Origin of the sequence: Sulfitobacter sp. R18_1 (assembly GCF_017743915.1) — a bacterium.
GTDB classification, from domain to species: Bacteria; Pseudomonadota; Alphaproteobacteria; order Rhodobacterales; family Rhodobacteraceae; genus Sulfitobacter; species Sulfitobacter faviae.
The window spans coordinates 201973-222356 of record NZ_JAGHRG010000006.1 but is presented as its reverse complement, the minus strand read 5'-3'; the positions used below and the strand labels follow the sequence as shown (position 1 = coordinate 222356).

The following is a 20384-nucleotide window of genomic DNA, read 5'->3' as shown; positions in this document are numbered from 1 at the left end:
TTTTATCACCTGCCGCGCGGCCAAACCAGCGCTCAGCGCGCCGCCATGAAGGCTTTGAGCCGGGCGATGCCCTCCTCCATATCCGCCGTGCTGCGCGCATAGGAAAAGCGCAGCGTCTTATGCCCCCGCGCCGGGTCGAAATCGAGCCCCGGGGTCACGGCGACGCCAGCCTTCTCCAGAATTTCCGCCGCGAAGGCGCGGCTGTCATCGGTAAAGCGCGAGACATCGGCATAGACGTAAAACGCCCCATCGGGCGGCGCGATGTCGGTAAACCCCGCCTCTTGCAAACCGGTGATCATCAAGTCGCGATTGCGCCGATAAACCGCGAGATTGGCCTGCAATTCGTCGTCACAGTCCATCGCTGCTAGCGCGGCAATCTGGCTGGCATGGGGTGCGCAGATGAACATGTTTTGCGCGATCCGCTCGACCACGCGCACCTGATCCTCGGGCACCACCATCCAGCCCACGCGCCAGCCGGTCATCGAGAAATACTTCGAGAAGGAGTTGATCACATAGCAGTCATCGGTGACCTCCAGCGCGGTCACGGCCTTCTTGTCATATTCGATGCCATGGTAAATCTCGTCAGAGATGAAGGACATGTCATTGGCCGCACAGGCATCCGTCAGCGCCGTCAAGGCGGGTCGGTCGAGCATGGTACCCGAAGGATTGGCGGGGGAGGCCACGAGCAAACCGCGCAGGTCTTGCCCCGCGAAATCCGCCGCGACGGGCTGATATCTGTTCTCCGGCGCGGCGGGCAGATCGACGGGCTGCATCCCCAAGGCGCGTAGGATCTGACGGTAGCTGGGATAGCCCGGCGCCCCGATGCCCACCCGATCCCCTGAATCGAAGAGCGCTGTAAAAGCCAGCAAAAACCCGCCCGAGGACCCGGGGGTGATCACCACCCGCGCCGGATCGAGATCGACGTTATACCATTCGCCATACATCTGCGCGATCCGCGCGCGCAAAGCAGGCAGCCCAAGCGCCACAGTATAGCCCAAAGCCCCCTCACCCATCGCCTTGGTCAGCGCGGCCGCCGCCCCTTTCGGCGCGCCCGTGCCGGGCTGGCCAACCTCCATATGAATGATGTGACGGCCCGCCTCTTCGGCGGCGCTGGCGGCCTGCATCACGTCCATCACGATAAAGGGATCAACGGCGGACCTGGTTGAATTGCGCATGGGCTTGCTCCTACTGTCGGCATGTGCTTTCACCGCGCCTGATGCCGGGCGTCAACCCTTGGCCCCTATTTCGCAGCTTTACCGAAAGGACCGCCCATGTTCGCCCGCCTCCTCGCCCCTGCCCTTGCCGGCGCAGTCACCCTTGCCGCTCCCGCCGGGGCGATGGACCTGACCGAGCTTACGGACGCCGAACGCGCGCAGTTCCGGGCCGAGGTCCGCGCCTACCTGATGGAAAACCCCGAAGTGATCCTGCAAGCGGTGGAGCAGATGCAAAACCGTCAGGCCCAAGCGCAGATGCAGGCGGATTTCGATCTGGTCTCGGCCAATGCCGATGAGATTTTCGACGATGGCTACTCTTGGGTCGGCGGCAACCCGGAGGGGGACATCACGCTGGTCGAATTCCTCGACTACCGCTGCGGCTACTGCAAACGCGCCCATGGCGAAGTGGCCAAACTGCTGGAAACGGACGGCAATATCAAACTGATCGTCAAAGAATTTCCGATCCTTGGTGAGCAATCGCTGCTGGCGTCGCGCTTTGCCGTAGCGACCAAACAGGTCGCGGGCGATGACGCATACAAACAACTGAACGATGCGCTTATGGCCTTCAACGGAGCGGTCACCCTCCCCGCCCTGCGCCGCTTGGGCGAAAGCTTCGATCTGGATGTCGCTGCGATCGAGGCCGAGATGGACAGCGACGCGGTCACCCAAGAGATCGCCCAAACCCGCGCGCTGGCCCAAAAGCTGCAGATCACCGGCACGCCCACCTTCGTCATGCAAGACGAAATGCTGCGCGGCTACCTGCCCTATGATCAAATGATGGTACTGGTGGAAGAAAAGCGCGGCTAAAGATGCGCGCCCCGGCAGTCTTGGCCGCGCTCGCGCTGGTCCAGCCCGCCGGGGCCGATGAACCCACCGCGCGTGATGCGTTTGAAACCGAGCTCCGCGCCGCGATCCTTGCCAATGGCGATGTCATCGCCAAAGCGCTGGCCGGCCCAACGCAGATGCAACGGCATATCCATAACGACCTGTCCCTGCTTGAACAGCTCGCTCCCGACCTTCTGGGGGGCCACCCCATCGCGCTTTTTACCGCAGAAGACTGCAAGACCTGCGCTGCCGCCGTCCACGAATTGACCGCAATCACAAAGCGTTACGGCATCGCCTTCATCCAACACGATCTCAGCCACCCCCAGCCCGCCCGCTGGGCCGCCGCCCTAGGGCTCACCGACGCCCCCTTCTACGTGCTGCCCGAAATGATCCTAAACGGCCACATGCCCCCCATCGTCCTCAAAAAACACCTCACCCCAAACAAGGTGAAGACGCCCCCCAACCCCCTGATTAATAAATCATTCCCACAACAGACAAAGCGCGCCAACCTCCCGGCTCACGCGCTTCCCCCCATCTTCATCCTTTTAAAAATACCTCTGCGCAGCCTCTCAACCAACGCAGCGCCAGCGGCCCAGCCCCCAACCTACTCAGCCGCCTTCACCGCCTCAGCCTCAATCTGCGCCGCGCGTTCCTCGACCTGCTCGACGATATGGTCAATCATACCCTCGTTGCCGAGCTTATGGCTTTGTTTGCCCGCCAGATAGACCATGCCGAACCCGGCCCCGCCACCGGTAAAGCCCACGTCGGTCATCAGCGCCTCACCGGGGCCGTTCACCACGCAGCCGATGATCGACAGGCTCATCGGCGTCTTGATATGCTCCAGCCGTTTCTCCAAGGTCTCAACGGTTTTGATCACATCAAACCCCTGCCGCGCGCAGGAGGGGCAGGAGATGATGTTCACCCCACGGTGCCGGAGCCCGAGGGATTTAAGAATTTCATAGCCAACCTTCACCTCTTCCACCGGATCGGCGGAGAGGGAGACGCGGATGGTATCGCCGATGCCACTCCACAAAAGGTTGCCCAGACCGATGGCCGATTTGATCGTGCCCGACATAAGCCCGCCCGCCTCGGTGATGCCAAGGTGGATGGGCGCGTCGGTGGCATCGGCAAGCTGTTGGTAGGCCGCCGCGGCCATGAAGACGTCCGAGGCCTTGCAGGAAATCTTGAACTCGTGGAAATCGTTGTCTTGCAGGATTTTGATGTGATCCAGCCCGCTTTCGACCATCGCATCGGGGCATGGCTCGCCGTATTTCTCCAGCAGATGGCGCTCCAGCGAGCCCGCGTTCACGCCGATGCGGATTGAGCAGTTGTGGTCCCGCGCGGCTTTGATGACCTCACGCACGCGCTTTTCATCGCCGATGTTGCCCGGGTTGATGCGCAGACAGGCGGCACCGGCCTCGGCGGCTTCGATCCCGCGTTTGTAGTGAAAGTGGATGTCCGCAACGATGGGCACCGACACTTCGGGAACGATCTCACGCAGGGCTTTGGACGAGTCCTCATCCGGGACCGAGACCCGCACGATATCGGCGCCTGCGTCGGCGGCGGCTTGGACCTGTGCGATGGTGGCGGCGATATCGGTGGTCAGCGTGTTGGTCATGGTCTGCACGGTGATCGGCGCGTCACCGCCCACCGGCACATTGCCCACCATGATCTGCCGGGACTTGCGACGCGGAATATCGCGCCAAGGGCGAATGGAATGAAGCGACATGAAGACACCTTTCGCGGGATCAGGGGCTTTGGCCCCCTACCTATTCAGCCGGGGCCTCATGTGCAATGGGAAGCGGCGGCCCGCGCGTTTAGCTGCCCTGACAGGGCATCGCCGCCAGAGCGGAGGGGTCGAGCGAGCCTTCGAGGTCGGCAAACATCCGGCTGAGCGATTGCTCCGCCGTCGGATCGACCGGCTCATAAAGCTCAGCCAGCGCCTGCGCGTGGAGCGGCACGTTGGAGGTCACTGCTCCGCGCGGCCCCACGGGGCCGAAACAGCCATCTGCCATGGCGAAATAAAGCGCACCGGATTCGCCCGTCCGAAGGGAGGGCGGCTCTTCAGTGACGGGGACATCCCATGTGTCGCCCTTGTTCATCACGCCTTCGAAAATCACCGTGCCGTCAGCCGCGCGCACTCGGACCCAAGAGGGGTAAGCGGCGACCATGCGCACTTTCTCGCCCAAAGGCTCCACAACCTGCGGTTTGGGCAGGTCGGTATCGGCATTGGCGAGCATCACCGCCTCGTCGATGGCGCTGGTAATGCTGTCATCACCCTCCGTCGCCTCGGCCACCACGGTGCCTTGCGCGGCGGTATCGGGGCGGTCCGGCGTCGGGAAATTGCTGACAGAGCGCGGGTCGATGGAAGCAATCGGCGCGTCACGCGCCACCAGCACCGGCACGTCAAGCGCTTGGGGGCGATAAAGCCGGTCCAGCGCCTCGGCCCGGGGGCTTTCCACGCTTTGCGGCGCGGCGGAATCGTCTTCTGTGTCAGGCGCGCTGGCCAGGGCCCCATCCAGCGGGTCGAGATCGGAAAGCACGATTGGGGTCTGATCCACCGGGGCCACCTGCACGCGCTGCACCTCTTTCAGCACGGTCCAGCCGCCAAAACCAATGGCGGAGATCAGCGCGATCAGCACCAGCGAAGAGCCAACCGCCCCCGGCTCAATCCGGCTGAGCAACCCGTCGCCCGTGGGCACGAAGGGCGTGTTGGGCCGGGCGAAAAGATCGTCTTCTTTCGGGGTCTTACGGCGTTCCTCAAAGCTCGGCTTTTTGACCACAGAGGCTTCGGCGGACATGCCATGGGCCACGGCGAAACCGGATTCCTTGCAGAAAGCGGCAAAGGCCTGATCGGGGTCCATATTGAGGTAGCGCGCGTAGGAGCGCACATAGCCCGCGATGAAGCCGGGCGTGTCAAATGCGCCGGGATCGCAGTTTTCGATTGCGGCGATATAGGAGGCTTTGATGCGCAATTCGCGCTGCACGTCGAGCAGGGATTTACCAAGCGTGGCCCGTTCGCCGCGCATGACATCCCCCAACCGCAATTCGAATGCATCGAACCCTTTGGGTTCGACTGTTTCGTCCTCAGCGGTTCTGGAGGCCCATCGCCCGATCATCAATATGCCCTGTCCCTGTTAGCCTGTAGCTTTGATCCAAACACGCCCCAACGATTCGGATGTAGCCTTTTCTTGACAAAAGGCTACCACAAGACAACGCAAAACACGAATAGCGCTGCGTTAGCCCGCAGCTTCGGCACGATTCAGCGCACAATGCGACCAGAGCACGTCCATCCCCCGGACAAGCGCGTCCATCTCTTTGGGCCCGTGCACCGGTGAGGGTGTGAAGCGCAGCCGCTCCGTGCCGCGCGGCACGGTGGGGAAGTTGATGGGCTGGACGTAGATCCCGTGATCTTCGAGCAGCATGTCCGACAGAAGCTTGGTGTGGACAGGGTTGCCCACCATGACGGGCACGATGTGACTGCCATGGTCGATGATCGGCAAGCCCAGCCCCTTCAGCCGCAGCTTCAACGCCTTGGCCTGCTGCTGGTGTTTCTCTCGCAGCTCGGGCGCGCGTTTGAGATAGGCGACCGAAGCGGCGGCACCCGCGGCGACGGCAGGCGGCAGCGAAGTGGTAAAGATGAACCCCGGGGCATAGGAGCGGATCGCGTCGCACATCTTGGCCGAGGCGGCGATATAGCCGCCCATCACGCCGTAGGCTTTGGCCAGCGTGCCGTTGATGATGTCGAGCCGGTGCATCAACCGGTCACGCTCGGCCACCCCTGCCCCGCGCGGGCCGTACATGCCAACCGCGTGCACCTCATCGATATAGGTCAGCGCGCCAAATTCATCCGCGAGATCGCAGATCTCTTCGATGGGGCCGAAATCGCCGTCCATCGAATAGATCGATTCAAAGGCGATTAGCTTGGGCGCGGCAGGGTCATCCGCCTCCATCAACTCGCGCAGATGGGCCACGTCATTGTGGCGGAAGATACGCTTAGCCCCGCCATTGCGGCGCACGCCTTCGATCATGGAGGCATGGTTCAGCGCGTCGGAATAGATAATCAGACCCGGAAAGAGTTTGGGCAGGGTCGAGAGCGTGGCGTCATTGGCGATATAGGCCGAGGTGAACAGCAGCGCCGCTTCCTTGCCATGCAGATCGGCCAGTTCGGCCTCTAGCTGCTTGTGATAGACCGTTGTGCCCGAGATGTTGCGCGTCCCGCCAGAGCCTGCGCCGGTGGCGCGCAGCGCTTCTTCCATGGCTTCGATCACCACGGGGTTCTGCCCCATGCCCAGATAGTCGTTGCCGCACCAAACGGTGATATCCTGCTGCGACCCGTCGGGTTTGGTCCAGACGGCATGGGGGAACTGACCATTGCGACGCTCGATGTCGATGAAGGTCCGGTAGCGTCCTTCGTCATGCAGGCGCGCAATCGCCGCGTCGAGCTTCTCGTTATAGTCCATGCGCGTCTCCATCTTTTGGCGCGAACAGGAGGGGACCCCTCCATATTCAGCTTTTAGAATGATTACAGATCCAAAGCCGAAGCTTCAATCTCTTATCCCGGCCCCTTTGCGGGGCGAACTGTCGCAGGCGCGGCGCGTTCTACGCTCGATTTAAGATTGTTCGCTTGTATTGCCAGCCGCTTTCATGTTTCCAAAGGACCAACCCAGAAAGGGCAGTTTGTTTTGCGCGCCACTCCACATCCCCAGCAGGACCAGCGCCTGCGGACGCTTTATAATTACGAGATTCTCGACACCCCGCGCGAGGAGGAGTTCGACGAGATCGTCGAGCTTGCGGCTGAGATCTGTGACGCGCCGATTTCAGTGATCAACCTGATCGACAAGGACAGACAGTGGTTCAAAGCCGAAGTGGGGCTGGGTGCGCGCGAGACGCCGCTCGAAACCTCGCTCTGCTCTCACGCGATTCTGGAAGAGCGCTTCGTTGAGATTCCCGACACGCTGAAAGACCCGCGCATGGCCGACAACCCGCTCTGCACCGCAGGCGACGGGCTGCGGTTTTATGCAGGTGCCCTGCTGATTGCGTCCAACGGGCTGCCGCTCGGCACGCTGTGCATCCTCGACACCAAACCCCGCAGACTGACCGCGCTGCAACGCAAGGCGATCTCTGTCTTGTCGCGTCAGGTAATGAAGCAACTCGACCTGCGCCTTTCCCTGCGCAGCCAAGCCGTGCTGATGAGCGAGGCCGACCACCGGGTCAAAAACTCGCTCCAGACACTGTCGGCCATGGTTCGGCTCCACACCCGGCAATTGGATGACACGACCACGGTCAATGTGCTGAACGACATTCAGCGCCGGGTCAACGCCATGGCAACGCTACATGGTGAGCTGCAATCCGGACAAGGGCGCGACGAGGTTGATGCGGGCAAATACCTCGACAAGGTCCTAGAGCTTTTGCAAGAAACCGCACCGGGGCATGTCAAAATCAGCTACCGGTCGGACCCTGTGACCCTACGATCCAGCACGGCTTCGTCCTTGAGGCTGATCATCAGCGAGTTTGCCGCCAATTCGATCAAACACGCCTTCCCGGATGGCGCGCCCGGCCATATCGAAATCGACCTCAGCCTGCGGGACGGGCATTTCCACCTTGAGTGCAAAGACGATGGCATCGGGGCCGCGAACGAGGGCAAAGGGCGGGCCGACAGCATTGGGCAAACCTTGATGGCGGCGGCGGCGTCGCAGTTGAATGCGCAGGTCGACAGCCAGCTTACCGCCGAGGGCAGCCGCCTCTCGCTCACCTTCTGAACGCGGGCCCTGCGGCCACTGGACACGCCCTGCCCGCCTGATACCTTCGCGCCAAATTCACAAGCGCAAGGAATTATGCCCATGTCCCTCGACGATGTTCTCGCCCGGATCGACAACGATCTGCCCGCCGCCACCGACCGTCTGTTGGACCTGCTGCGCATCCCGTCAATCTCGACCGATCCGGCCTATAAGGCCGATTGCGACCGCGCCGCCGATTGGCTGGTGGCCGATCTTACATCCATGGGCGTGGACGCCGAAAAACGCGCCACGCCGGGGCATCCGATGGTCGTGGGCCATGTGGGCGAAGGTAAGCCGCATCTGCTGTTCTATGGCCATTATGACGTGCAGCCGGTCGACCCCCTGAACCTTTGGGACCGCGATCCCTTCGATCCGGCGGTTGAGGAGACGGAGAAGGGCCGCGTGATCCGGGGCCGCGGGGCCGCCGATGACAAGGGCCAGTTGATGACCATCATCGAAGCCCTGCGCGCGTGGAAAGAGGTGAAAGGCGATTGGCCCTGCCGCATCACCTTCTTCCTCGAAGGCGAAGAAGAATCTGGCTCCCCCTCCCTCGTTCCATTTATGGAGGAGAACGCGGAGGAGTTGAAAGCCGATGTGGCGATGATCTGCGACACCGGGCTGTTCGAGAGCAAGACCCCCGCCATCGTCACCATGCTGCGCGGGCTTTTGGGCGAAGAGCTGACCGTCACCGCCCCGTCGAAAGACCTGCATTCAGGCATGTATGGCGGCATTTCGATGAACCCGATCCGCGCGCTGAGCAAGGTGATCGCCGCGCTGCATGACGACGAAGGCCGCATCACCATCCCCGGCTTCTATGACGGCGTGCCGGACCTGCCCGAGGATCTGGAAGCGCAGTGGCAGGGCCTCGCCTTTGACCATAGCGCCTTCCTCGGCGACGTGGGGCTCAGCAAACCGGCGGGTGAGCAAGACCGCACCCCGCTTGAGATGATCTGGTCGCGCCCGACTTGTGAGGTCAACGGCATCTGGGGCGGCTATACCGGCGATGGCTTTAAAACGGTGCTGCCCTCCGAGGCACATGCCAAGATCAGCTTCCGCCTCGTCGGCACGCAAGACCCGCTCGCCATCCGCGAGAACTTCCGCAAGATGGTGGCCGAGATGCTGCCAGAGGATTGCACGGTGGAATTCTCTGGCCACGGCGCGAGCCAGGCCTCGGGCGTCGAAATTGGCCATCCAATGTTCGAACCCGCCCGCCAAGCGCTGAGCGACGAATGGCAGGTGCCTGCGGCCTATATCGGCTGTGGCGGCTCGATTCCGATTGCCGGGCATTTTCAGAAGATTCTCGGAACCGAGCCGATGCTGATCGGTTTCGGCAAGGATGACGATCAAATCCACTCCCCGAACGAGAAATACGACATGGAGAGTTTTCACAAAGGCATCCGCTCCTGGGCGCGCATCATTGATGCGCTGACCTAAGCAGCTTGGCGATCGGGCCTGCCTGGTCGCCATATATTCCACTGTCAGGGCCTCAAAAGGCAACGCTGAATAAGCCTGCGCGAACTAGGGCTTAGCGCTGCACGTTACGAAATAGAGGGGGGAAAGTGGCGCGGTTGACGGGGCTCGAACCCGCGACCCCCGGCGTGACAGGCCGGTACTCTAACCAACTGAGCTACAACCGCGCGATGTGGGCGGAATAGGCCACGGGGCGCGGGGCGTCAAGCGCATTCGCGCGAGAAAATGCGCTTTCTCGAAAGAAGTTTTTTGCGTGGCATTTAAGGGGATTTGAAACGAAAAAAGGGACCTCAGAGAGGTCCCCTTTTCAGGCAGCGGTGGCGCGGTTGACGGGGCTCGAACCCGCGACCCCCGGCGTGACAGGCCGGTACTCTAACCAACTGAGCTACAACCGCCCGCTGCACTCTCCAGGTCGCCCCGGAGCGTTTGGGTGTTCTATGGTGAGGGCGCTCCGCCGTCAAGCGCGGTTTGCGCGAAAATGTGAAATTTTCGTAAGTTGTTTTGGGGGCGTTTGATGGGCTGGGTTGGAGGCGGGAAACCGGGTGGTTTTCGCTGACGGATCGCGGCGCTTTTACTTGGCCGCCCCGATGGTCAGGACTGACGAAGGCTATGGCTTGAAATACTGCGACGCTGCGTGGGAAATCCGGGCGATGGCCCAATACCAATCTCTGAACGAGACGATCGTGACAGTCTCGAACTCCCGACCCAGACTGACCGCGCAGCGGGCGGGCGTCGGTCGGGCTCACGACTAGGGCAGCCGGTTGATCCAAATAAATAGGTTGGAGGGATGGTGGGTCGTGAGAGGCTCGAACTCCCGACCCAGACTGACCGCGCAGCGGGCGGGCGTCGGTCGGGCTCACCCCTAGGGGGAACCGGTTGATCCAAATAAATAGGTTGGAGGGATGCTGGGTCGTGAGAGGCTCGAACTTCCGACCCAGACTGACTGCGCAGCGGGCGGGCGCCGGTCGGGCTCACCACTGGGGCAACCGGTTGATCCCAATAAATAGGTTGAAGAGGGATGGTGGGTCGTGAGAGGCTCGAACTCCCGACATCTTCGGTGTAAACGAAGCGCTCTACCAACTGAGCTAACGACCCGACTTGGACCTGATAGCCCAAGGTGGGGGCGGGCTTCAAGCCTATAATGTCAGCCTTTCCTGCTGGCCGTTTTCAAGACGGAAAACCACCCCCTGCCCGCCTTGCATCTCCCGCAGCGCGGCGGGCGTGCGGCCCAGTAAAATAAGGCGCAACATACGCGATGTGATGCCGTGGGTGATCAGCACATGGGGGCCGGTCAGGTTGTCCAGAAAGCGCTGGCAGCGCTTATGCAGCGCCGCGAATCCCTCCCCCTCGGGGGCCTGTTCGTAAAGATCGTAGGAATCACGCGCGGCGGGGGTTTGGCGCAGCAACGTCTCGCGCGACTGTCCGGCCCAAGCGCCGATGCCGATCTCCCCCAAACGGGGATCAGGCGCAGCCTCGAGCCCCGTCCCCGCTAGTGCGATTTCGGCTGTGACCACCGCTCGCCCCTGCGGGCTGCTGAGCGCCGAGAACCCCGCCAGATCGCAGCGTTTCAGAATCGCATTCTGCGCCGCGGCCTGTTCGCGCCCCCGCTCGGTCAGCGGGGAATCGAAATGCCCTTGGAGCCGATTGGCGAGGTTCCACTCCGTCTCCCCATGGCGCAGAATATAGAGCGTCGGGTAACGGCTCATGCGGGGGCTTCCAAGATGCGCTCGGTCCCGTTTTCCAACAAGTAGACGCAGCCTTGCCGGTTGCTGAGCCGACCGGCCTCTGCCGGATCGACGCCGCATACCTCTGCGCGAAGCACCTGCCCCCAGAGCCCGTGGGCGACCAGCACCGTGGGCGTGGTCAAACTGTCGAGCACCGCCCGTATCCGCCCGCGAAAGGCCGCCAGCCCCTCCCCGCCCGGCGCGGCGGCGTAGATCTCCAACGGGGCCGGGTCGCGGGCCGCGAGATCGGGATGCGCGGCGAATATCTCATCCCGGGTTGCCCCCTGCCAATCGCCTGCATGGATTTCTTTCAGCCGGGCATCCGTTTGAAAAGCGGCCCCATTCAACGCAATCCGCGCCGTCTGCTGCGCGCGGCCAAGGGGAGAGACGAGGATATCCGGCTTTTGCGCAAGGATCGCTGGCATGATCTGCGCCTGTCGCTCAGCCTCGGCGATGCCCTGATCGGTCAGCGGTGAATCGAGATGCCCCTGCAGACGAAACGCGCGATTCCACTCGGTCTGCCCGTGGCGCAGGAACCAGATTTTAGGATGTGCCGACATGCTCTCTCCGCCCGTGGTGCCCGTGGTATGGGCCGATGGGGATAAGGATCACTCCGACGCAGAGAAGGCAAGCCATGGGACATGGGCACAGGCTCGGAGCGGCAAGCTAATCCAACGCGAACTAGGGGGAAAATGGTGGGTGATAAGAGATTTGAACTCCTGACATCTTCGATGTGAACGAAGCGCTCTACCACTGAGCTAATCACCCTTGCGGGGCGAAGTAGCCAATTGCGGCGCGGCTTGCAAGAGGGTTTGGCGCAAAAACTGTTGCGGGATGCGGCACGGCCTGCCCCACGGTGGATACGAAAAACGCGCGCCCCGGAAGGCGCGCGTTTATGACATTCTGACAGGCCGCTCGCCTTAATGCGTGGTCGTCGCGTCCACGCCTGCGGCACGGGCCTTCATCGCGGCGGCCTCGGCGGCCTCTTGGGCGGCTTCGTCCCAATCGATCGCTTTCGGCTTGCTCACCAGCGCATGCTCCAGAACTTCGGAAACATGGCCCACCGGGATGATGGTCAGCCCCTCTTTGACGTTATCGGGGATGTCCGGCAGGTCTTTCTCGTTCTCCTTGGGGATCAGCACCGTGGTGATGCCGCCGCGCAGGGCCGCGAGAAGTTTCTCCTTCAATCCGCCGATCTGCATGGCGTTACCGCGCAGGGAAACCTCGCCCGTCATGGCAATGTCGCGCCGCACCGGGATCTGGGTCAGCACCGAGACGATCGAGGTCACCATCGCTAGACCGGCCGAGGGGCCATCTTTCGGGGTGGCGCCGTCGGGCACGTGCACGTGGATATCCAGCGTGTCGAACTTCGGCGGCTTGACCCCGATCTGCGGAGAGATTGACCGGACGTAGGAGCTGGCTGCGTCGATGCTTTCCTTCATCACGTCGCCAAGCTTGCCGGTGGTTTTCATCCGGCCCTTGCCCGGCAGGCGCAACGCCTCGATGCTCAGAAGCTCACCGCCGACGGAGGTATAGGCCAGCCCGGTCACGACGCCGATCTGGTCCTTCTCCTCGGCCAGGCCGAAGCGGTGCTTGCGCACGCCGAGGAAGTCTTCGAGGTTGTCGCCGGTCACGGTGACGCTCTCGGCCTCCTTCTTGACGATCTTGGTCAGCGACTTGCGCGCCACCTTAGCGATCTCGCGCTCAAGATTCCGCACGCCGGCCTCGCGGGTGTAGTAGCGGATCATGCCGGTCAGGGCGGAATCCTCGATCTCGAATTCCTTCTTCTTCAGACCGTGGTTCTTGATCTGTTTTTCCACCAGATGCTGCTTGGCGATCTCGCGCTTCTCGTCCTCGGTGTAGCCCGAGAGCGGGATGATCTCCATCCGGTCCAGAAGCGGGCCGGGCATGTTGTAGCTGTTCGACGTGGTCAGGAACATCACGTTCGACAAATCGTATTCCACCTCAAGATAGTGGTCCACGAAGGTGCCGTTCTGTTCCGGGTCGAGCACTTCGAGCATGGCCGAGGCCGGGTCGCCACGGAAGTCCTGCCCCATCTTGTCGATCTCGTCGAGCAGGATGAGCGGGTTCGTGGTCTTGGCCTTTTTCAGCGCCTGGATGATCTTGCCGGGCATGGAGCCGATGTAGGTCCGACGGTGGCCGCGGATCTCGGATTCGTCGCGCACGCCACCCAGCGAGATGCGGATGAACTCGCGCCCCGTGGCCTTGGCGACCGATTTGCCCAAAGATGTCTTGCCGACGCCCGGAGGGCCGACGAGGCACATGATCGGGCCTTTCATCTTGGTCGAGCGCTGTTGCACGGCCAGATACTCGACAATGCGCTCCTTGACCTTCTCAAGGCCATAGTGATCGTCATCCAGCACTTTTTGCGCGCGGCCCAAGTCTTTCTTCACGCGGGATTTCACGCCCCACGGGATCGACAGCATCCAGTCGAGGTAGTTGCGCACCACGGTGGCTTCGGCCGACATGGGCGACATGTTCTTGAGCTTCTTCAGCTCGGCCTCGGCCTTTTCGCGGGCTTCCTTGCTCAGCTTGGTCTCGGCGATCTTGGCTTCGAGTTCGGCAACCTCGTTCTTGCCGTCCTCGCCGTCACCCAGCTCCTGCTGGATCGCCTTCATCTGTTCGTTCAGATAGTATTCGCGCTGCGTCCGCTCCATCTGGGATTTCACGCGGGTCTTGATCTTTTTTTCGACCTGCAACACCGACATTTCGCCCTGCATCAGGCCGTAGACCTTCTCAAGACGCTCGGAAATACTCAGCGTTTCGAGCAGGTCCTGCTTTTGCTCGACCTCAATGCCAAGGTGACCGGCAACAAGATCGGCCAGACGTGCAGGCTCAGCGCTTTCACCAACGGCGGCGAGCGCTTCTTCGGGGACGTTTTTCTTGACCTTGGCGTAGCGCTCGAACTCATCAGCCACGGTGCGCAAGAGCGCCTGCGTGGTGGCCGCGTCGCCCGGCATCTCGGTCAGATACTCGGCGCGCGCCTCGAAGAAGTTGTCATTCTCGAGGTATTCGGTGATGCGCACCCGCGCTTGGCCTTCGACCAGCACTTTCACGGTGCCATCGGGCAGTTTCAGCAGTTGCAGCACATTGGCCAGCACACCGGCCTTGTAGATGCCAGATGTGTTGGGATCATCCTCGGCGGGGTCGATCTGGCTCGACAGCAGGATTTGTTTGTCGTCTGCCATCACCTCTTCAAGGGCGCGGACGGATTTTTCGCGGCCAACGAAAAGCGGCACGATCATGTGGGGAAACACGACGATGTCGCGCAGCGGAAGCACCGGGTAGGATGCGTTCAGTGGCTCTAACATGCTCAATTCCTTATCTTAGCAAGACATCCGGGCCCCTGTCATAGGCGGCCTCTGACATCCCCTTTTCTGGACAGGACATGTGTGCATCCCATCCGCCTGTTTCAATCCCTTGCGGGGTATTAGGCCGCCATCATCGCGCTTCGGCGGGGTGGAGGCAAGCGCGCGTTGGGTTGATTTCACCCCAATTCCGCGCGCCGTGGCACGGGGCGCCGCATGGGCGCCCCGAAATTGATCTCGCAATTGATCAGGCGTCGGCCTGTTCCAGTGTCGGGTAATCGGTAAAGCCTTCGCGTCCGCCCCCGTAGTAGGTATCGGTATCGCCCTCGTTCAGCGGCCCGTTCATCTGCCAACGGCGCGGCAGATCGGGGTTGGCGATGAAGGGGCGGCCCACGGCGATCAGATCGGCCTTGTCATTGCCCACGGCCTCAATCGCCATCTCACGGTCATAGCCGTTATTGGCCATATAGGGCCCCTCAAAGAGCGCGCGCAGGGCGGCGATGCTTTCGCCTTCGTCCAACTCACGCGAGCCGCCCGTCGCACCTTCGACGAGGTGCAGATAGGAGAGGTTGTAGCGGTTCAGCCCTTTGACGACATATTCAAACGTCTCCTGCGGATTGGCGTCTTCGATCCCATTGGCGGGCGAGAAGGGTGAGAGCCGCAGGCCGACACGTTCACCGTCCCAGACCTTTGTCACGGCATCCAGCACCTCGAACAGCAACCGCGCGCGGTTTTCCACACTGCCGCCATAGGCGTCATCGCGTTTGTTGCTGCCGGTTTTCAGGAATTGATCCAGCAGATAGCCATTGGCCCCATGCACCTCGACCCCGTCGAAACCGGCTTTTTTGGCCATTTCGGCGGCATGGGCGTAGTCCGCGACCAGACGCGGCATCTCATCCAAATCCAGCGCGCGCGGCTCTGAAGTATCCTCAAACCCATTGGCGGTAAAGGTTTTCACCCCAGCAGCGGTGGCGGAAGGCGCGACAGGCTTGGCGCCCTCGGGCTGCAGGGAGGTATGGCTGATCCGGCCCACGTGCCACAGTTGGATCACGATGCGCCCACCTTCGGAATGCACCGCATCGGTCACTTTGCGCCATGCGGCGACTTGGCCTTCGGTATGGATGCCGGGGGTTTGGAAGTACCCTTTGCCCTCGGGGCTGATCTGGGTGGCTTCGGTGATGATGATGCCCGCGCCCGCCCGCTGGCGGTAATAGTCGACATGCATGTCCGAGACTTCGCCGGTCTCATTATCCGCGCGATTGCGCGTCAGGGGGGCCATCACCAAACGGTTCTCGGCCGCGATCTCACCGGCGGTGAAAGGGGTAAAAAGCTTCTCGGTCATATTCGGGCCTTTCCTTGCAATAGAATGTGCAAGGCACCTAAGACCCTGCCACCTTGCAGCAAGGATCATCCGCACAAATTCCCGTGAGGGCGAAGCGCCCCGCCCTTCAGAGCGGGTCGATGTCGCCCTGTTCGCGGCCTGCGTGGAAATCGGCCTGCCATTGGGTGAATCGCCCCGCCGCGATGGCTGCGCGCATGCCGGCCATGATGTCTTGGTAATATTGCAGGTTGTGCCATGTCAGCAGCATGGACGAGATGATCTCTTGGCTGCGGAAGACGTGATGCAGATAGGCGCGCGAATAGTTGCGGCAGGCCGGGCAACTGCAATTCTCATCCAGCGGGCGCGGATCATCCTGATGCCGCGCGTTCTTGATGTTGAGCACGCCCCTCCGGGTAAAGACCTGCCCCGTGCGACCAGAGCGGGAGGGCAGCACACAGTCCATCATGTCGATGCCGCGCGCCACGGCACCGACGATATCGTCGGGTTTGCCCACGCCCATCAGGTAGCGCGGCTTGTCCTCGGGCAGCATATCGGTCGAGAAATCCAAGGTGGAGAACATCGCCTGCTGCCCCTCCCCCACGGCCAGACCACCGACGGCATAGCCGTCAAAGCCGATCTCGCGCAGCGCCTCGGCGCTTTCTTGGCGGAAGTCTTCTTCCAACCCGCCTTGCTGGATGCCGAACAGCATGTGACCGGGGCGGTCGCCAAAGGCCTCCCGGCTACGCTTGGCCCAACGCATCGACAGACGCATGCTTTCGGCGATGCGGTCCCGGTCGGCGGGCAGCGCCGGGCATTCATCGAAACACATGACAATGTCGGAACCCAGAAGCTCCTGAATCTCCATCGAGCGTTCCGGCGTGATCTCATGCTTGGAGCCGTCGATATGGCTTTTGAAGGTCACGCCACGTTCGGTCAGCTTGCGCAGCCCGGCAAGGCTCATCACCTGAAAGCCGCCACTGTCCGTCAGGATCGGCATGTCCCAGTTCATGAACTTATGCAGCCCGCCTAAGGCGGCCACCCGCTCTGCCGTGGGGCGCAGCATCAAGTGGTAGGTATTGCCCAACAGGATATCCGCGCCGGTGGAGGCCACGCTTTCGGGCATCATCGCCTTGACCGTCGCCGCTGTGCCCACCGGCATGAAGGCGGGCGTGCGGATCTCGCCGCGCGGGGTCTGGATCACGCCACTGCGTGCCTTGCCGTCCTGCGCGTGTTTGGTGAATCCGGTACTGGTCATACGCTGCCCTCTCTGCCTGCGACTGGCGCGATAAACCAGTGGCGGGAAACATGCAATAAAGCCGAAATAGCTCAGATTGCATGAGAATGGTATCGTTCAAAGGATAACGGGCTTAGGGCTTGGTCGTCGCCACTTAATCCCCCCCAACGCATTCCTGCGCAGGCTTTGAAGGCCGCAATCCAACTATGCGCGGCTCGCTACGCGCAAGCCCAACGCAGCCCAAAGCCCGCAAATAGCGTTTCAAAGCGCCGCGCAGCCTTGAATTGCCCGAACCCCCGCTACATTGCGCTATCCATGCAGCGGCTTGCCTTACTCTCACGCGCTTTCGCGACTGTGTTTCCTCGTTTTCTGGGGGCCTTCGTGCTGGCGATTGCGCTGCTGACGGGGGCCGCCACCGGGCAGGCGCAGGAGAAATGGTTTCAAACGACCGAGCTGAACCCCGGCCTACCGCCCCCGCCTGAGACGCTGGACCGCGGTACGCCAATGGCGGCGTTAGAAAGTTTCATCTACCTCACTGACAATGGGCACTATTCGGACGCGGCCCATATCCTTGACCTGTCAGACCTGCCCCAAGGGGATCAGGCGGTTATCGGGGCCGAGCGCGCTTTTCAACTTTCCGTCCTGATGGAGCGCAAGGTCGTCGTGCCATGGCGCAGGTTGGCAGACCGGCCCGACGGCTGGCTCTCAGGCTCGGCCGAGGACAATGACACGGGGCGCGTGCGCCGCTCGCTCTTGATCGATAGGCTGGAACTGGGCGGCCATGACGTGCCACTGCGGCTCAACCGGATCAAACCCGGTGAGGATGCCGAACCGGTCTGGGTCTTCTCGCGCCAGAGCATCGACAACATTCCGCATCTTCACGCGCAGTATGGGCCGACGGACCTTGAGACGATGCTGCCCGACTGGCTGCGCATCCGCGCCTTTTGGGGCATGTATCTGTGGGAGGTGCTGTTCCTGCCCCTGCTGGTCGTCGTCGCGCTAACAGCCGGTTGGTTCGCCTTTAGCATCATGCGCCGCCTCGGGCAGGCCGCCAAACGCCGCTGGATGCGCTTTGTGCTGCGCTCCTTCCGCTGGCCCGCCGCCATCGTGCTTTGCGCGGCGATCATCGGCACGGCCACCAGCAGGGTCTTGGTTGTCTCGGGCTTTATCGACGCGGTGCTGAGCCCGATTTTGCTGATCGCCTATGTTACCGCCGCCGCCCTCGCCATTGTCTTTACCTTTGACGAGATCTTTGACCGGATCAGCCCCAACAACGCCTATGAGCTTGCCGATCCGATGAACGCCCATATGCGCTCTATCGCCACGACAATCGCGGCGGCGCGTAAAGGGGTGATCGTAATCGCCGTGCTGGTGGCCTCAGGGGTGATCCTCGTTTCCAGCAATGCGGACAACACCCTTGGCCTGTCGCTGCTGGCCTCTGCCGGTGCGGTGACCATCGTCTTGGGTTTCGCCGCGCGTGAGGTTTTGGGAAATATCCTCGCCTCCATCCAGATCGCGCTGAACCGTTCTGCACGGATCGGGGATCAGCTGATCTTCGAAGGGCATTTCTGCACGGTCGAGCAAATTCACTTTACTTACGTGCAACTGCTCAACTGGAATGGCACCCGGCTGATCGTGCCGGTCAGCTATTTCGTCTCCGACGCTTTTGAAAACTGGTCGATCGAGGATCACGCCATGGTGCGCCCCATCATTCTGACCCTGTCGCAAAACGCTGATGTGGCAGCACTGCGCCGCGTGTTTTTTGACCTCTTGGCCCGCGAAGACCCCGATGACGTCAAACCGATGGACAAGGCCAAGGTGCATGTGCTCGACCAAGATGCCTTTGGCATCAAGGTGCGCTTCGAGTTGCCCACCGACAATGCCGCCACCTTTTGGGATATCGAATGCCGCGTGCGTGAGGAACTTCTTGCCGCCGCCGCGCGGATGGAGAAAGAAGACGACGTCCGCATGTTGCCCCCCGCCCCTGCGGATATGGGCACCCCCTGACATCGCGCCGCTTGATGCAGCCCCTGCCGCAGGTTAGGCAGGCAGACCAATGACCCAAGGAGCAGGCAATGGAAAAACTCACATTTGGTTGGGAAGAATGGGTTGCCCTGCCCGATCTTGGCCTGCCCGCGATCAAAGCCAAAGTCGACACCGGCGCGCGCACCTCGGCGCTGCATGCCCATGACATCGAAGTTTTCGGCCCCGCCTCTAAACCCAAGGTGCGATTCAACGTGCATCCCATCGCCGGGCGCGAGGATATCTCGATCACCTGTTCCGCCCCGATCATCGACCGGCGCGAGGTGACCTCTTCCAACGGCGAGTCTGAGCAACGTTTCGTCATCGCCACCACGCTTGAGGTCGGCGGCCAAAGCTGGCCCATCGACGTGACCCTGACCAACCGGGGCACCATGACCAGCCGCATGCTGCTGGGCCGTCAGGCGCTGACCGAACATATCAACATCTCCGCAACCGAACGACGGCTGCAACCTGACCTGAATTACGACGTTTACCACACCGCCAGCCTGCGCCACAAAGCGCCGCAGCGGGCGCTGCGCATCGCGGTGCTGAGCCGGGAAGACAACTATTCCACCCGCCGTCTGGTCGAAGTGGGCGAAGCGCGCGGCCATGTGGTTGAGGTGATCGACACCACGCGTTGCTATATGGCGATCAACCAACTCGCCCCCGAGGTGCATTACGACGGCAAGCGCCTTCCGCGCTATGACGCCGTGATCCCACGCATTGGCGCGTCCATCACCCCCTATGGCACCGCCGTCATCCGCCAGTTCGAGACGATCGGCACCTATTGCGTCAACGGCTCTGCCGGGATCACCGCGAGCCGCGACAAGCTGCACGCGCATCAGGTCTTGGCCGCGAAAAAGATCGGCATGCCGACCACGGCCTTTGCCGCATCGCCGAAAGACACCTCCAACCTGATGGCGTTGGTGGGCACCGCGCCGCTGATTGTGAAGCTGCTGGAATCGACCCAAGGCAAGGGCGTCGTGTTGGCGGAAACCAAGAAGGCCGCAGAGAGTGTGATCGACGCCTTCCGTGGCCTGCGCGCCAACTTCCTCGTGCAGGACTTCGTCAAGGAAGCCGCCGGTGAGGACATCCGCAGCCTCGTGGTGGCGGGCAAGGTCGTGGCCTCCATGAAACGCACGGGCGCCGAGGGGGACTTCCGCTCGAACCTGCACCGGGGCGGGTCGGCCAAGGTTGTGCGCATCTCGAAAGAGGAACGCGATACCGCCGTGCGTGCCGCCCGGGCCTTTGGCCTCGGCATCGCCGGGGTCGATCTGCTGCGCTCGGAAAGCGGGCCGAAAGTGCTTGAGGTCAACTCCTCCCCCGGGTTTGAGGGGATCGAGAATGCCACCAAGAAAGACATCGTCGGCAAGGTCTATGATGAGATCGAAGCCCGGGTGAAGCCACAGCCCGCGCGGCGTCGCAAAGGCGGCTAGCGGGGGCGGCATCGGCCCCGCCCGGCTTG

General features: G+C 62.0%; 15 protein-coding genes and 4 tRNA genes. 5 read left to right on the top strand and 14 right to left on the bottom strand.

All coding sequences use genetic code 11. The features are described 5' to 3' along the window. Nucleotides 1-32: 32 nt before the first annotated feature. Complete coding sequence (locus tag J7392_RS13685; RefSeq protein WP_209218071.1) at nt 33-1175, bottom strand: aminotransferase class I/II-fold pyridoxal phosphate-dependent enzyme; 1143 nt, start codon at nt 1173-1175, stop codon at nt 33-35. 96 nt (nt 1176-1271) lie between these two features. Between J7392_RS13685 and J7392_RS13680 the strand changes: the two genes are divergently transcribed. Continuing rightward, nucleotides 1272-2021 (top strand): DsbA family protein, encoded by a 750-nt coding sequence (locus J7392_RS13680; RefSeq protein WP_209218069.1) that lies wholly within the window; start codon nt 1272-1274, stop codon nt 2019-2021. Here the strand turns inward: J7392_RS13680 and J7392_RS13675 are convergent. The 4 genes from J7392_RS13675 to hemA all read right to left on the bottom strand — a co-directional run bounded on the left by J7392_RS13675 (nt 2018) and on the right by hemA (nt 6502). Then, the gene (locus J7392_RS13675) at nt 2018-2359 is read right to left on the bottom strand and encodes a hypothetical protein (protein WP_209218068.1); all 342 of its coding nucleotides are present in this window, start codon (nt 2357-2359) and stop codon (nt 2018-2020) included. The two genes, J7392_RS13680 and J7392_RS13675, sit on opposite strands and share 4 nt — an antisense overlap. Nucleotides 2360-2643: 284 nt before the next feature. Beyond that, nucleotides 2644-3768 carry a flavodoxin-dependent (E)-4-hydroxy-3-methylbut-2-enyl-diphosphate synthase gene (gene ispG / locus J7392_RS13670; RefSeq protein ID WP_209218067.1) on the bottom strand — a complete coding sequence of 375 codons (1125 nt, stop codon included), beginning with the start codon at nt 3766-3768 and terminating at the stop codon, nt 2644-2646. 88 nt (nt 3769-3856) lie between these two features. After that, nucleotides 3857-5158 carry a RodZ domain-containing protein gene (locus tag J7392_RS13665; protein WP_209218065.1) on the bottom strand — a complete coding sequence of 434 codons (1302 nt, stop codon included), beginning with the start codon at nt 5156-5158 and terminating at the stop codon, nt 3857-3859. A gap of 120 nt (nt 5159-5278) precedes the next feature. Beyond that, the gene (gene hemA / locus J7392_RS13660; RefSeq protein ID WP_067265045.1) at nt 5279-6502 is read right to left on the bottom strand and encodes a 5-aminolevulinate synthase; all 1224 of its coding nucleotides are present in this window, start codon (nt 6500-6502) and stop codon (nt 5279-5281) included. A gap of 222 nt (nt 6503-6724) precedes the next feature. On the opposite strand from hemA, the gene J7392_RS13655 reads away from it, so the two are divergent. Together J7392_RS13655 and J7392_RS13650 are read left to right on the top strand one after the other, a co-directional pair. Then, nucleotides 6725-7801 carry a histidine kinase dimerization/phosphoacceptor domain -containing protein gene (locus J7392_RS13655; protein ID WP_209218063.1) on the top strand — a complete coding sequence of 359 codons (1077 nt, stop codon included), beginning with the start codon at nt 6725-6727 and terminating at the stop codon, nt 7799-7801. A gap of 81 nt (nt 7802-7882) precedes the next feature. Continuing rightward, complete coding sequence (locus J7392_RS13650; RefSeq protein WP_209218061.1) at nt 7883-9253, top strand: M20/M25/M40 family metallo-hydrolase; 1371 nt, start codon at nt 7883-7885, stop codon at nt 9251-9253. Nucleotides 9254-9379: 126 nt separating this feature from the next. On the opposite strand, the gene J7392_RS13645 is transcribed toward J7392_RS13650, so the two are convergent. The 9 genes from J7392_RS13645 to tgt form a co-directional block, all read right to left on the bottom strand. After that, a tRNA-Asp gene (locus J7392_RS13645) sits at nt 9380-9456 on the bottom strand. Between the two features lie 151 nt (nt 9457-9607). Then, a tRNA-Asp gene (locus J7392_RS13640) sits at nt 9608-9684 on the bottom strand. Nucleotides 9685-10308: 624 nt separating this feature from the next. Then, a tRNA-Val gene (locus J7392_RS13635) sits at nt 10309-10384 on the bottom strand. A gap of 41 nt (nt 10385-10425) precedes the next feature. Then, nucleotides 10426-10995 (bottom strand): histidine phosphatase family protein, encoded by a 570-nt coding sequence (locus tag J7392_RS13630; RefSeq protein WP_209218060.1) that lies wholly within the window; start codon nt 10993-10995, stop codon nt 10426-10428. Continuing rightward, on the bottom strand, nt 10992-11573 hold the full coding sequence (locus J7392_RS13625; RefSeq protein WP_209218057.1) for a histidine phosphatase family protein: 582 nt from the start codon (nt 11571-11573) through the stop codon (nt 10992-10994). The genes J7392_RS13630 and J7392_RS13625 overlap by 4 nt, the downstream gene beginning before the upstream one ends. Nucleotides 11574-11706: 133 nt before the next feature. Continuing rightward, nucleotides 11707-11781: transfer RNA gene (locus tag J7392_RS13620), tRNA-Val, on the bottom strand. A gap of 152 nt (nt 11782-11933) precedes the next feature. Further along, the gene (lon, locus tag J7392_RS13615; protein ID WP_209218056.1) at nt 11934-14345 is read right to left on the bottom strand and encodes an endopeptidase La; all 2412 of its coding nucleotides are present in this window, start codon (nt 14343-14345) and stop codon (nt 11934-11936) included. A gap of 244 nt (nt 14346-14589) precedes the next feature. Continuing rightward, the gene (locus J7392_RS13610) at nt 14590-15684 is read right to left on the bottom strand and encodes an alkene reductase (RefSeq protein ID WP_209218055.1); all 1095 of its coding nucleotides are present in this window, start codon (nt 15682-15684) and stop codon (nt 14590-14592) included. 106 nt (nt 15685-15790) lie between these two features. Next, complete coding sequence (gene tgt, locus J7392_RS13605; RefSeq protein WP_209218054.1) at nt 15791-16918, bottom strand: tRNA guanosine(34) transglycosylase Tgt; 1128 nt, start codon at nt 16916-16918, stop codon at nt 15791-15793. A gap of 294 nt (nt 16919-17212) precedes the next feature. On the opposite strand from tgt, the gene J7392_RS13600 reads away from it, so the two are divergent. Beyond that, nucleotides 17213-18904, top strand: a complete 1692-nt coding sequence (locus J7392_RS13600) for a mechanosensitive ion channel domain-containing protein (protein WP_209218053.1) — start codon at nt 17213-17215, stop codon at nt 18902-18904. A 68-nt stretch (nt 18905-18972) separates the two neighbouring features. After that, the gene (gene rimK, locus J7392_RS13595; RefSeq protein ID WP_209218052.1) at nt 18973-20355 is read left to right on the top strand and encodes a 30S ribosomal protein S6--L-glutamate ligase; all 1383 of its coding nucleotides are present in this window, start codon (nt 18973-18975) and stop codon (nt 20353-20355) included. Nucleotides 20356-20384: the final 29 nt, after the last annotated feature.